Raw genomic sequence first — 13,084 nt, 5'->3', positions numbered from 1 at the left:
TGTAGGGCGATTTGGACGACGTAGACGTCGGGGGTGTCCTGGTCGTCGTACAGGGCGTGGAAGAGCAGGCCCTCTTGCAACGGCGCCAACGGCAACACGTCGGAGATTCCCGGCTTCATCGATCCGCTCCCTCTGGTGTTCTTGTTTCCGGAATGGGTCAGGAGGCAGCGCCCGTTCCGTCGATGGAGGCCCATCGAGGACGGCTGCTGCATGCGTATGAAGATGGGCTCAGTCCGTCGTGTTGCCAGGTGCCGGCTGAGCGGAACAGTCCAGGGGGAAAGCGCGCACCACAGAAGTCCGGCAGATCGCCAAGGGGTGATCCGCCAAGCGCGCGAAGGTCAGCCGATTTGCCGTTCGATCTCGTCGAGTTCGGCTTGGGACAGCGAAATGAGCGGCGTGTCCTCGGCGACGAAGCCCGGGGTCGTGCCGGCCATGGCCCCCGGGGCCGTGGAATCGGCCGCCACCTCCGCAGGAGGCGCCACTTCCCGTGCGACGGCGGCCAGCTCCGTGGGCGAAGGGTTCTGGAAGAGCTCGCGCCGAGTGAATTCCAGACCGGCCTCCCGAGCCAGGCCGACCAGGCCGACCGCGGAGATGCTGTCGCCGCCGAGCGCGAAGAACCCTTCGTCGACGGATACTTCCCGCCGCTTGAGCACTTCGGCAAAGAGCCGGCAAAGGAGCTCTTCGCGGGGTGCCAGGGACTCGTGTTCACTCGTCATGATGTAGGTCTCCCACGTGAAGCGTTCTGTTCCGGTCGGAGCCACTGCTGGCGGGACGCACGAGCACTTCGTCGGTGTGAGGGAGAAAGGACCGGTTCCGGGAAGTGGAACCCGTCGGGGGCGCCCCGCTCGATCCCGAACCGGCTGCGGGGGCGCCGGGCCAAGATCGATGCCCATTGACGCTAGACGTGGGATCTGAAAGCTGTAAATCATCCCACCGGAGTGACTTCCGCCCTTCTCCTTCGGTGGGAGGGGGCCGGTGAAATGAGGTCTCCCGCTGTCAGGGTGCACGGACCCTCCGCCGAAAGGAGGAGAACGGGTGCCGTAACGCCTCCCACCGCGGGACCGAATCGACCCGGCGTAGTCCCATCGGAGGTTCACCACCGGTCGTTGCGAGCCCTAGCCTCGGCGAAATCCAAGCGGTGCGGGGGCACGGAGCAGGCACGGAGGAGAGGCCATGGAATGGGAGCCGCCGTAGTACTGCGGGAGGGCCGGTCCGCACTGGCCGATGGACGGCTCGTCGCGCAGTTCCCACTCGGCACGGCGCTACCGCGCCCGCCGAGGTGCGACATCGCGGACACGACCCAGCGCCGCGCCCACGCTGAGGGCGGGCGCCCCGGTCGGTGCGCCCGCCCACGACGTCAGCCGGTCAGCAGTGGAAGAAGACGCTCTTCCAGCCGAACGCGTCCCTGCTCTCCTGGCTGCCCCGGAAGGTGTGGTGCACCACTCCCCGGCAGTCGGACTCGTTGTACATCGCGGCGGTCTGGCCGGTGTACGTGAAGCGGTAGGCGGCCTTGTGACCGGGGTCGATGTTGTTGCAGCCGCAGGCGAAGACCTCCCTGGCGCTCCCGGTGTTCTGCGGCCCCGACCAGCTCAGGAAGCTGCTCGCGAAGGCCGTGCCACCGGTGCCCAGCAGGAGGGCGCCGGCGAGCGCCGTCGCACCGACGGCGGTTCGGACGGAGTGAGGTGTACGCATGGTGCTCCCGTTCGCGTCGTTCGTCTTACGGCCTTCGGCACGTGGTCGGCCGCGGGCCCGCGGTGCGGGCGCCCTGCCGCGCCGTCGCAGGCCACGACGGCGCGGGCGGACGCACCGGACCGCCGGGTACCTTCCGAGGTCCCGCACGGAACCCTTCCGCCGCCCGCTCTCCGCCCGGTCACGTCCCGGTCACTGCGCCGCCGGCCGCCCGGCCTCCGCCCCGTGGACCTCGTGCGCGATGGCCAGCGCCAGCGCGATGCCGTCCCCCGCCCCCGCGCCCCGCTCCCACGCTTCGTCGTACGCGCCGGGCGACAGGTGCTCCCGTACGACGGCCTGCGTACGGGCGTGCAGCGCGGCGAACGGGCGAAGGCCGGTCAGCTGCGCCCCCGTCACCCGCCGGTGGCGCCGGGCAGCACCGAGGACGACGACCGCCTGCCGATGCCGGCCGAGGGCGCCCAGCGTCCAGGCCAGCGTCTCCAAACTCCAGGCGGGACCCCAGTTGTCGGCCACGGCGCGCTGCCGGACCAGGGCGTCGCACAGCGGGACCAGGGCCCGCCGCGGGTCCCCGTGCAGCAGCTCCGTCAGGCCGGTGCACCACTGGGCCCAGGTGAGCGCCCATGCGGCACCGGCGGCCTCTGCCTCGGCGACGTACGCGGCACAGGCGGCACGGGCGGCGTCGCCGCTGCCGAGGAAGGCCGCCGCCATGGCCCAGAACATGGTGGCCATGTGCGCGTCGCCCGCCTCCCCGACCGCGGCGAACTCCGCACGCGCACGCGCGAGCCGGTCGATGGAGGAAGGGTCACCGAGCACCAGCAGGCCGTGCACGCCCGTCATGTACTCGACCGGCGCCGCCTGCTGCCGGCCGCCCGTACCGTCGGCGGGACCGGCGCCGTCACCGGCGGCCGTACGACACTCCGCCAAGTACGCGGTGGCCGCCGGGTCGCCCTGGATCAACGCGATGAAGGTCTTCATCGCCGTCACCACCACGGCCGGCGCCCCGTCCGCCCCGCCCTCCCCGTCCGCAGCATCGGGGAACCGCTCAGACAGGCTCTCGATCCAGTGCCGCGCCTCCCCCAGCGTGCTGCCGAAGAACCAGGCGCGGGTCCGCATCAGGTCGACGGTGATCTGCGCCCCGATCGGCGCCCGGCCCGGGGCGGCACGGCAGAAGTCGAGCGCGGAACGCACATTGGGCAGCTCCATCCGCAGCCGCTCCAGCCAGCCGACCTCGTCGGGGCCGCACCACTGGGCCGCGGCCCGGGCCGCCAGGTCCCGGTAGTGCTCGCCGTGCCGCACCCGTACCCCCGTCGCGTCGCCCTCCGCGCGCAACCGCTCGGCGCCGTACTGACGGATGGTCTCCAACAGCCGGTAGCGGGACGCGCTCCCGTACCGCCGACGACCGGCGTCCCCGTGGTCCACCGTCACGACGGACTTGTGGACGAGGCCGTCCACGAGGTCCAGCACGTCCGCGCGGTCGATGCCCCCGCCCGTGCACACGGACTCGGCGGCCTCCAGGTCGAAGCCGCCGGCGAAGACCGACAGCCGGCTCCACAACAGCCGCTCCCCGGGCGTGCACAGACCGTGGCTCCAGTCCATGACACCGCGCAGCGTCTGCCGGTACCGCCCGGCACCGTCGACGCCCTCAACACCGTCGCCGCCCCGGGCGCGGTCGCGCCGGGCCGACAGCAGGTGGAAGCGGTCCTCCAACCGCTCCAGGACCTCCTCCACGGTCAGTGCGCTCAACCGTACGGCCGCCAACTCGATGGCCAGCGGGATGCCGTCGAGACGCCGGCAGAGCTCGGTGGCCGCCGCCGCGCGCCGCTCGTCGGCCCACGGCGGCGCGCCGCCCGCGGCCGACCGGTCCACCAGCAGCCGAACAGCCTCGCACGGAGCCCCGTCGGGCCCCTCCCGCAGGGCCAGACACGGTACGAGCAACACGTGCTCACCCGGTACGCACAGCCGCTCGCGGCTGGTGGCGAGCACCCGCAGCTCCGGCGCTGCCCGCAACAGCCGCAGCACCAGCGCGGCCACCGCCCCCACCAGGTGCTCGCAGTTGTCCAGGACGAGCAACAGCCGTCGGACGCGCAGCCGGTCGGCGATCGCGTCGCCCGCCGACCGCATGGACTGGTCGCGCAGCCCCAACGACTCGGCGACCGCCCGCTCCAACAGCGCGGGGTCCGTCAGCGCGGCGAGGTCCGTGAGCCACACGCCGTCCGGGAACGAGGGCGCGAGCCGTCGCGCGGTCCGCAGCGCGAGCCGGGTCTTGCCGACGCCGCCGACCCCCGTCAGCGTCACCAACCGGCCCCGCGCCAGCAGCCGGCCCGTCTCGTCGATCTCGTCCTTGCGGCCGACGAACGACGTCGTCTCGGCGGGCAGGTTCCCCGGCGCGTCCGCGGACGGCGCGCGGCTGCCGACGGTGGCGGCGGCCGTGACGAGCTCCTGTCGCCGGGCCGTCGGCACGAGGTCCGGTGCCGCGGCCAGCATCCGCTGGTGCAGGTCCTTCAACTCGGCGCCCGGGTCGATGCCCAACTCCTCCGCGAGCACCGCGGACACCCGCCGGAAGCACTCCAGCGCTTCGCCCTGCCGACCGCACCGGTACAGCGCCAGCATCCGCTGCGCCCAGAACCGCTCGTCCAGGGGGTGGCCGTCGGTCAGCCGCCGTAGCCGCGGCAGCGCGTCGACGGGCCGCCCGCACGCCAACACCGCGTCGACCCACGCCCCCTGGGCGGCCAGGTGCTGCTCGTGCAGCGCGGGTACGACGTCCTGGAACCGCTCCGCCGGCAGATCCCCCAACGGCTCGCCCCGCCACAGTCCGAGCGCCTCGTCGAGCAGCCCCACCGCCCGCTCCGACCGCCCCTCGTCCGCGGCGGCGCGCCCGGCGGCGACGAGCGAGGCGAACCCGCGGACGTCCAGCCCGCCCTGCTCCGCCACCCGCAGCACGTAACCGCACCGGTCGGTCACCACCACATCGGGCCCGAGGGCGCGCCGCAGCCGCAGGACGTAGTTCTGCACGGCGTTGCGCGCACCCCGCGGCGGCCCGTCTCCCCAGAGCCGGTCCACCAACGCCGCCACCGGGACCACCCGATCGGCGTCCACCAACAACGCGGCGAGCACGGTGCGCAGTTGGACGGCGCCGACGGCCACGTCCCGCCCGTCCCGCACGACGCGGACCGGCCCCAGGATCCCGAACTCGTACTGTGCGTCCATCGCCGCGATGCTAGAACACAGAGTGACCGCGTGACTGCGATGCGTGCGGGGGTCACTGGAATCGCCCGCCGTTCCCTGACGAGCCGGCCGGTGGACTCGTCGTCCGCCGGCCGGCTCTGCTCTACGCCCTCGAACCGGTCACGGCGCGCACACCACGCCGGCGCACTGGGCCGCCTGCCCGTTGCCGCTCGCCCGGTTGCCCCCGCCGTCGACGTTGCCCGGGTCGGCGAAGACGCCCCAGCCGCCGTTGTTGCGGGTGGTGTTGCCCTGGAGGGTGTGGACGGCCTTGGAGACGTGGATGCCGTCGCCGTTGTTGGCGTTGGCGGTGTTGTCGACCAGGCGGTTGCCGGAACCGGCGGCTGCGTCCCCGGCGACGTAGATGCCCCGCGAGTTGTTGCTGTTGACCTGGTTGAGCTCCAGCCGGTTGTTGACGGAGAGCTCCAGGCTGATCCCGTCCCCGGTGGTGTCGTTCGCGATGTTGGACCGGATCAGGTTGTTGTCGGAGTCGCTCAGCTCGATGCCGCCGGTGTTCAGCCGGACGTCGTTGCCGGTGATCGTGGAGCCGTTGGCGGACTGGAGGAAGATGCCGCTGTCGCCGCTGCCCTGGAGGGTGTTGTTCAGGACGCGGTTGCCGTTGGAGCCGGAGACGATCAGCCCGGCGTCCGCGTTCTGGGTCGAGGAGTTGCCCTGGATGAGGTTGTCGTTCGAGCCGAGCCGGACGAGGAACGCGCCGTCGCTGCTGTTGCCGACGGTGTTGGACAGCAGTGTGTTTCCGCTGGAGCCCTCCAGGACCAGGCCGGCGTCGCCGCTGTTGGCGACCTGGTTGCCTTCGAGACGGTTATCGGCCGAGTTCTGCACGAAGAGGCCCTCGCCCTGGTTGCCGGTGATCGTATTCCCGGCGATCACGTTGCCGCTCGACCCGCCGAGGACGGTGATGCCTCTTTGGGACTGCCGGTCGATGAGGTTGTTCCGTACACGGTTATTGCCGACGGCGCCGTTGAGCTCGACACCGGCGAGTTCGTTCAGCTGGACGGTGAGTTCTTCGACGACATTCCCCGACGCGCCCGGGTTGAGTCGGACCCCGTAGTCGAAGTCCTGAATCGGGCCGGGATTGCTGGCGCTGTTGGTGATCGTGGTGTTGTCGAAGCCGTCGTTGCGGATGCCGACGCCCAGACCGATGCCGTCGATGGTGTGCCCGTTGAGGTCGACCGTGATGCCACTGCCGGCGACGACCAGGCCGTCACCGGGGCAGTTGAGCAGGTCAGCAGTGAGAACCACGCTGGTCGTGACGGTCTGGCCACACGAGAGCGGCGCCGCGTGCGCCGCCGGCGCGGGCGCCAGTGCGCCCAACAGCGCGGTGGCGCCCACCGCTGCGAACCACCCTGAAGACAGCGTCCGGGAAAGGCCGATCATGCCGAGACTCCTTCTGCCGTGCGTTGCTCACCGATCTCGCGGACCGGGCTCGGGCCCTTGAGGATGACGACGAGGCGGGCGGCCCGCCTCCTCGCACAGGGTCAAGCGAGAGCAAGCCGAAGGCTATGAAGTGGCAAGGAATGACCAAAGCCGGGGGAAGGTTGACCGATTTGTTTTTTCGTCGTACGGCTGCTTTGTCGTTTCGCTAGCCTTTTTGTCACCTTTTCGTGTATGGAGCAGCAATAAGAGAATCGGCGTTTCCCTCTTTGCTGACGTCCGTCACTCGAATGACGTGCGTGAGGCCGGTGAGGCTCTTGACCTTCCTCCTCGCTGACGAGAACGGTCTGTGTCCATGAGCTCAGCGCCCAGGTCCGGCCGCAACCGAAGTACGGCCGGACAGCCGAGTCGATGCCGAGGTAGACGTCGGCGCCCGGGCGGACGACGCCGCTTTGCAGACACCCCCTAGCCGCGACCGCCGTTCGCCCCCACGATGCGTCACAGGTCCCGGCCGTCCGGCCGGGGCCGTCCACAAGGTCCAGGAGGTTCCCATGGACAGGACGAGACGCGGACCGGGTGCGTGGAGGAAGCGCAGAAGACCTACCGGCGCCATCGCCGCCGTCGTCATCGCGCTGTTGACCTTAGGGGCGGGCCCGGCTCCCGGCTCGGAGAAGGACGCGGCACCCCCGCGTGAGACGACCCGAGTGGTGCCGGAGCACGCCTCCGGGGCCGCGGCCTCCGTCCCGCCGGTGCCACCCGGCGCCGCGCGGGAACTGGCCCGGCTCCAGAAACGGATCTCCGCACACGTCGCCGCCGGCGGAACCACGTACACCTTCGCCAGCTACCTCGATCGCACCAAGGGGCAGATCGTCCTGGAGTCCGACGCTCCCCCGGACGTCGTGGTCGCCGTGACCGGGAGGCGGGCCACCGCATCGCTGCGCACCCCGACCGCCGCCCCGCCCCAGGACCGTTCGGCGAACCAGTTCCACCGCCGCAACGACGACCCGCCCTTCAAAGGCGGCGCGGGTATCCGCGCCACCGCCGCCAACGGGCCCTGCACCGCTGGCTTCGCGCTGCGCGACAGCGGGGGAACCGTCTACGGCACCGGCTCGGCCAGTTGCCTCCCCGCCGGGGCGTCCGTGTCGACCGAATCCGGGGTCAGTTCCCACGGCACCGTCGTCCTGCGGCAGCCCGCCGTCGATGCCGCGGTGATCGCCGGGCGTTCGTACGGCGGCCGGATCTACACCGGGGGGCCCGCCAGCACCACCACCATTCCCGTGCTCTCGGCGGGCGACGCCGTGATCGGGGGCGCCAACTACTGCTACAGCGGCCGGACCTCCGGCGAGGTGTGCGGGGGACAGGTGGTCAGCGTCAACGGCCAGTTGTGCGGTGCGCAGAGCTGCTGGGGTCCGCTGCTCGTGGTCCGGGGCGGCCCCCTGCCGCAACCCGGCGACCAGGGTGCCCCTTTCTACGCCAAGGACGCCAACGGCGCCCACGCCCGGGGCCAGGTCTTCGTGACGAGCGGTTCGTCGTGCTTCGTCACTCCGTGGCGCAGGCTCTCCAGCGCGCTGGGCCTCTCCATCCAGACCGGCTGACCCGGCGTCAGGCGCGCGGAGGGGGCAGTCGGGCGCCGAAGGGGGCAAGTCCGGGGGAGGGGCGGCGACAGACGACTCAGGGGGCCGACGGCGCGATCTCCCCGGCAAAGACGATGACCTGGTCGATGAGGCTCCGCCGCAGATGGACGACGTCCGTTCCCGTCACCCGGGGGCCTCCGTCCGGCGTGGTGAAGACCCACTGGTACCGGGCCCACTCGTCAGGCATGTCCACGGCTGAGCAGCGCACCATCGTGCCGGCCCCCGCAGGGTGGCGCCGGATGTCCAGCACGAACCGTTCGACCGCCGCGATTCCTTCGCTGCGGCCCAACGGCCCCCAGAGGACCACGTCTGAGGTCAGGGCCTGGGAGAGCAGGGCAGTCACATAGCTGTCGTCCGAGGCGTTGAACGCGGAGATGAACGTGTCGATCGCGGAGCGTGCGGTCTCTTCCTGCATGCCCCAGTAATACCAGCCGATTCGCGTGCGCTCGTCCCGCGAGCCACCTCCCGAACACGATGAACCATCCCGGTCACAGCACTAGCCGGGAAGGGAGCCCGGGAACGCTCCCGGGCTCCCTTCCCGGAGAAGTCCCAGAGGTGGAGGCGTGGCGGCACCGGCATGTCAAATGTCGCGGAAGATCTCGATCTGCGCCCCCACCGAGTTCAGCCGCTCCGCCAGCTCCTCGTAGCCGCGATTGATGACGTACACGTTCCGCAGCACGGACGTGCCCTCCGCGGCCATCATCGCGAGCAGGACCACCACGGCCGGGCGCAGGGCCGGCGGGCACATCATTTCCGCCGCGCGCCAGCGGGTGGGGCCCTCGACGAGGACGCGGTGGGGGTCGAGGAGTTGGAGGCGTCCGCCGAGGCGGTTGAGGTCGGTGAGGTAGATCGCGCGGTTGTCGTAGACCCAGTCGTGGATGAGGGTCTGGCCCTGCGCCACGGCCGCGATCGCCGCGAAGAACGGGACGTTGTCGATGTTCAGGCCGGGGAACGGCATCGGGTGGATCTTGTCGATGGGCGCCTCCAGCTTGGAGGGGCGCACCGTCAGGTCGATCAGGCGGGTGCGGCCGTTGTCGGCGGTGTACTCGGTGGAGCGGTCGTGGTCGAGGCCCATCTCCTCCAGGACGGCCAACTCGATCTCCAGGAACTCGATCGGCACTCGGCGGATGGTGAGTTCGGACTCGGTCACCACCGCGGCGGCCAGCAGGCTCATCGCCTCGACCGGGTCCTCGGAGGGGGAGTAGTCGACGTCCACGTCGATGGTGGGGACGCCGTGCACGGTGAGCGTGGTGGTGCCGACGCCCTCGACCCGTACGCCGAGCGCCTCCAGGAAGAAGCACAGGTCCTGGACCATGTAGTTGGAGGAGGCGTTGCGGATGACGGTGACGCCGTCGTGGCGGGCCGCCGCCAGCAGGGCGTTCTCGGTCACGGTGTCGCCGCGCTCGGTCAGGACGATCGCCCGGCCGGGGGCGGTCGTGCGCTCCACCCGGGCGTGGTACAGGCCCTCGGTCGCGGTGATGTCGAGGCCGAAGCGGCGCAGCGCGATCATGTGGGGCTCGATGGTGCGGGTGCCGAGGTCGCAGCCGCCCGCGTACGGCAGCCGGAAGTTGTCCACGCGGTGCAGCAGCGGGCCGAGGAACATGATGATGGAACGGGTCCGGCGGGCGGCGTCGGCGTCGATGGCGTCCAGGTCGAGCCGGGCCGGCGGGACGATCTCCAGGTCCATGCCCTCGTTGATCCAGCGGGTGCGCACGCCGATGGAGTTCAGCACCTCCAGCAGACGGTAGACCTCCTCGATGCGCGCGACGCGGCGCAGCACGGTGCGGCCCTTGTTGAGCAGGGAGCCGCAGAGCAGGGCGACGCACGCGTTCTTGCTCGTCTTGACGTCGATGGCGCCGGAGAGCCGACGGCCGCCGACCACCCGCAGATGCATCGGGCCCGCGTAACCGAGGGAGACGATTTCGCTGTCGAGGGCCTCCCCGATGCGGGCGATCATCTCAAGGCTGATGTTCTGGTTGCCGCGCTCGATGCGGTTCACGGCGCTCTGGCTGGTGCCGAGCGCTTCGGCGAGCTGACTCTGTGTCCAGCCGCGATGCTGACGCGCGTCACGAATGAGCTTGCCGATGCGTACGAGGTAGTCGTCTGCCATGCGAAGGAGGTTATCTCAGATATGAGATGAGGCGCGCGCTGGGGGTGTCATCCGAGTGAGGTGCACCCGTTCGTGCGAGCCTGCGGCCCTCCGCTTCTGACGTTGCGTCGGGGGAGCCGCGCCGGCAAGCGGAGGCGGTCCATCCGGATGATGTCGACCGCCTACCCGCCGCCTCCGGTGTCATGCCTGTGGCGCGTCTCGCATATGAGGTCAGGTCAAAACGGGCGATTCATGCCACATCTTCACCTGGGTCGATGCGCCCGCTCACTTGCCCGACGCTGCGCCGATCACCTCGTCCAGCACCTCACGGGACCGGATCAATTCGTCGATCAGGCCGTTGATCCGGGTCCGCTCCTGCGTCAGCCACTGGACGAGCTGGGGCGTGGCGGACGCCGAAGGGCCGCCGTCGGAGTCCCGCATGCACGGCAGCACCTGGGCGATCGTCGTCGTGTTCAACCCCGCCGCGAGCAGCTCCTGGATATGGACCACCCGGTCCACGGCCCGCTCCGGGAAGTCGCGGTGCCCGCCCGGCGTCCGGTCGGACGCCAGCAGCCCCCGCTTCTCGTAGTAGCGCAACGAACGCTCGCTCACACCCGTCCGCGTCGCCAGTTCCCCTATCCTCATGTCCCCTCCCACGACTTCCACGACTCCCACGACTTCCACGACTCCCACGACTTCCACGATGCCCGGCAGCGTCCCGCGACTCTCGCGACGTCCCGCAACCTCCGCCGCGCCACGCTTGAACCTGACACCGGTGTCAACTTCTACGGTACGGCCATGACGAACTCACCCCTCCTCGCCCCGTACTCCTTCGGCCGATTCCGGCTCCCCAACCGCATCGTGATGGCGCCGATGACCCGCTTCCGCGCCGCCGAGGACGGCACGCCCCTGCCGATCGTCGCCGACCACTACGCCCAGCGCGCCAGCGCCGGCCTCGTCGTCACCGAAGGCATCTGGCCCAGCAGCCGCGGCCAGGCCGGCTGGCGGATGCCCGGCCTGGAGACCCCGGAGCACGTACGGGGTTGGCGCGCGGTCACCGACGCCGTGCACGCCGCCGGCGGGCGGATCGTCGCCCAACTCATGCACGGCGGACGCCACGGGCACCCGCTCTCCCGGATCGACGGCGACGTGCCCGCCGGCCCGTCCGCCGTGCCCGTGCCCGGCGACGTCCACGTCAGGGACGGCGGCAAGGCGCCCGCCCCGCTGCCCCGCACGATGAGCGTCGAGGACGTCGAACGGGCCGTGGCCGACCACGTGCACGCCGCCCGCAACGCCATCGCCGCCGGCTTCGACGCCGTCGAACTGCACGGCGCCAACAGCTACCTCATCCACCAGTTCCTGGCCGACAACACCAATCTGCGCGACGACCGCTACGGCCGCGGCAGCGTCCGCGACCGCATCCGCTTCCCCCTGGAGGTGGTGAGCGCGGTCGCCGACGCCGTCGGCGCGGACCGCACCGCCCTGCGGCTGTCGCCCGGCAATCCGCAAGAAGGGATGGTGGAGCGGGACCCCGGACCCGTCTACCGGGCCCTCGTCGAGGAGGTCGACCGCCTCGGACTCGCCTATCTGCACCTCATCGACGACGACCACTACCCCGCACTGGCCGACCTGCGCCCGCTCTGGCACGGCACGCTGATCGCCAACGTCGGCGAGAACCGCGACGCCACCACCAAGGAGGGCGGCGAGGCCGTCCTGCGCGAGGGCCTGGCGGACCTGGTCTCGTACGGTCGCTCCTACATCGCCAACCCGGACCTGCCCGAGCGCTTCGCCGCCGGCGCACCGCTGAACGAGATCGACGCCGCGCACCTCTACACCCACGGCGCCCGCGGCTACACGGACTACCCGACCCTGGCGACGACGCGGCGAGCCGCGGAGCCCGTCGCCGCCGGCGCGCACTGAAAAGTGCTGGTGGTCACGGTGCAACGCTGCTGGGATGGCGCCATGCAGCACGACCGAGACACCGACGCGAGCTTCGACGCGACCACGGCCGGAGGCCCCGACGCGACCACGGCCGTGGACCGCGGCGCCTACGCGAACGCGGTCACCCCGTGGGAGCAACCGACGTGGCGGGCCGACGCCCTGGGGTGGATCGAACGCGAGCTCGCCGCCCGCGGCCTGCGGGAGTCCGGGCCGCGGACCGTACGGCTGCGCCCCTGGTCCGTCCTGGTGCGGACGCACGCGGCCGGGCTCGGCACCGTCTGGTTCAAGGCCAACCCGCCCGCCAGCGCCTTCGAAGCCGCACTGACCTCCGCACTCGCCCGCTGGGTGCCCGGGCACGCGCTGCGACCGATCGCCGTCGACGTTGACCGGGGCTGGTCGCTGCTCCCCGACGGCGGCCCCCTCTTCAAGACCGCGCTCGGCGCCGGGGCCGTCGACCCGCGCGCCTGGGAGGAGCCGTTGCGCCAGTACGCGCACGTGCAGCGCACGCTCACCCCGCACGCCGACGAGATCGAACGGCTCGGCGTCCCCGCCGCACGCACCCGCGCCCTCCCCGACCTCGTGGACCGGCTCGTGACCGACGGCACCGCCCTGACGGCCGACGACCGCCGGCGGCTGCGGGCGCTGCGGCCCCGGCTCGTCGAGTGGTGCGCCGAGTTGGCCGCCGTCGGCATCGCGGACACCCTCGACCACGCCGATCTGCACGAGGGCCAGCTCTTCCACCCCGGACCGGGCCGCTACACCTTCTTCGACTGGGGCGACGCCACCGTCTCCCACCCCTTCTGCAGCTTCCGCGTCCCCGCCCGGCGCATGGTCCCCGACCACCACGGCGCCGGGCGCGCGGCGCTGCTGCGACTGCGGGACGCGTACCTCGAACCGTGGACGGGCGACGGCGCGGGCCCCGTCGAACTGCGCCGCGCGCTGTCCCTGAGCTGGCGCCTGGGCGCCGTCGGCCGCGCCGCGTCCTGGGGCCGCCTCTTCCCGGGAACCTCCCGAACGACCGACGACGTCTGCGCCGCCCAGAGCGCCGCCTCGCTGCTGGAACTCCTCGACGCCCCGCCGGCCCTGGGCTGAACGCGCCGGCCGACCGGCTCGT

10 protein-coding genes are annotated in these 13,084 nt (G+C 71.6%); 3 read left to right on the top strand and 7 right to left on the bottom strand.

Annotated features, from left to right (window positions below):
• Positions 1 to 338 precede the first annotated feature (338 nt).
• The 4 genes from ABZ842_RS32120 to ABZ842_RS32105 form a co-directional block, all read right to left on the bottom strand.
• A complete protein-coding gene (locus ABZ842_RS32120) occupies positions 339 to 716 on the bottom strand; it encodes a phosphopantetheine-binding protein (RefSeq protein ID WP_361544819.1) in 378 nt (125 codons plus the stop codon).
• Between the two features lie 649 nt (positions 717 to 1,365).
• Positions 1,366 to 1,692, bottom strand: a complete 327-nt coding sequence (locus ABZ842_RS32115) for a MiAMP1 family antimicrobial peptide (RefSeq protein ID WP_361544816.1) — start codon at positions 1,690 to 1,692, stop codon at positions 1,366 to 1,368.
• A gap of 189 nt (positions 1,693 to 1,881) precedes the next feature.
• Positions 1,882 to 4,896 (bottom strand): BTAD domain-containing putative transcriptional regulator, encoded by a 3,015-nt coding sequence (locus ABZ842_RS32110; RefSeq protein ID WP_361544813.1) that lies wholly within the window; start codon positions 4,894 to 4,896, stop codon positions 1,882 to 1,884.
• Positions 4,897 to 5,034: 138 nt separating this feature from the next.
• Positions 5,035 to 6,309 (bottom strand): right-handed parallel beta-helix repeat-containing protein, encoded by a 1,275-nt coding sequence (locus ABZ842_RS32105; protein WP_361544810.1) that lies wholly within the window; start codon positions 6,307 to 6,309, stop codon positions 5,035 to 5,037.
• Positions 6,310 to 6,857: 548 nt separating this feature from the next.
• Between ABZ842_RS32105 and ABZ842_RS32100 the strand changes: the two genes are divergently transcribed.
• Entirely contained in the window at positions 6,858 to 7,901 is a 1,044-nt protein-coding gene (locus tag ABZ842_RS32100; RefSeq protein WP_361544807.1) for a hypothetical protein, read from the top strand.
• A 76-nt stretch (positions 7,902 to 7,977) separates the two neighbouring features.
• On the opposite strand, the gene ABZ842_RS32095 is transcribed toward ABZ842_RS32100, so the two are convergent.
• The 3 genes from ABZ842_RS32095 to ABZ842_RS32085 all read right to left on the bottom strand — a co-directional run bounded on the left by ABZ842_RS32095 (position 7,978) and on the right by ABZ842_RS32085 (position 10,674).
• A complete protein-coding gene (locus ABZ842_RS32095; RefSeq protein ID WP_361544804.1) occupies positions 7,978 to 8,355 on the bottom strand; it encodes a nuclear transport factor 2 family protein in 378 nt (125 codons plus the stop codon).
• 165 nt (positions 8,356 to 8,520) lie between these two features.
• Complete coding sequence (locus tag ABZ842_RS32090) at positions 8,521 to 10,050, bottom strand: UDP-N-acetylglucosamine 1-carboxyvinyltransferase (protein ID WP_361544801.1); 1,530 nt, start codon at positions 10,048 to 10,050, stop codon at positions 8,521 to 8,523.
• Positions 10,051 to 10,314: 264 nt separating this feature from the next.
• The gene (locus ABZ842_RS32085) at positions 10,315 to 10,674 is read right to left on the bottom strand and encodes a MerR family transcriptional regulator (RefSeq protein ID WP_361544798.1); all 360 of its coding nucleotides are present in this window, start codon (positions 10,672 to 10,674) and stop codon (positions 10,315 to 10,317) included.
• Between the two features lie 153 nt (positions 10,675 to 10,827).
• On the opposite strand from ABZ842_RS32085, the gene ABZ842_RS32080 reads away from it, so the two are divergent.
• Together ABZ842_RS32080 and ABZ842_RS32075 are read left to right on the top strand one after the other, a co-directional pair.
• Positions 10,828 to 11,949: an alkene reductase gene (locus ABZ842_RS32080; RefSeq protein ID WP_361544795.1), complete on the top strand. Its 1,122-nt coding sequence runs from the start codon at positions 10,828 to 10,830 to the stop codon at positions 11,947 to 11,949.
• A 42-nt stretch (positions 11,950 to 11,991) separates the two neighbouring features.
• A complete protein-coding gene (locus ABZ842_RS32075) occupies positions 11,992 to 13,062 on the top strand; it encodes an aminoglycoside phosphotransferase family protein (protein ID WP_361544793.1) in 1,071 nt (356 codons plus the stop codon).
• The last annotated feature ends 22 nt before the right edge of the window (positions 13,063 to 13,084 follow it).

The sequence above is a fragment of the Streptomyces sp. NPDC047315 genome (assembly GCF_040643215.1).
GTDB lineage: Bacteria > Actinomycetota > Actinomycetes > Streptomycetales > Streptomycetaceae > Streptomyces.
This window is presented reverse-complemented; position numbering and strand designations above follow the sequence as displayed.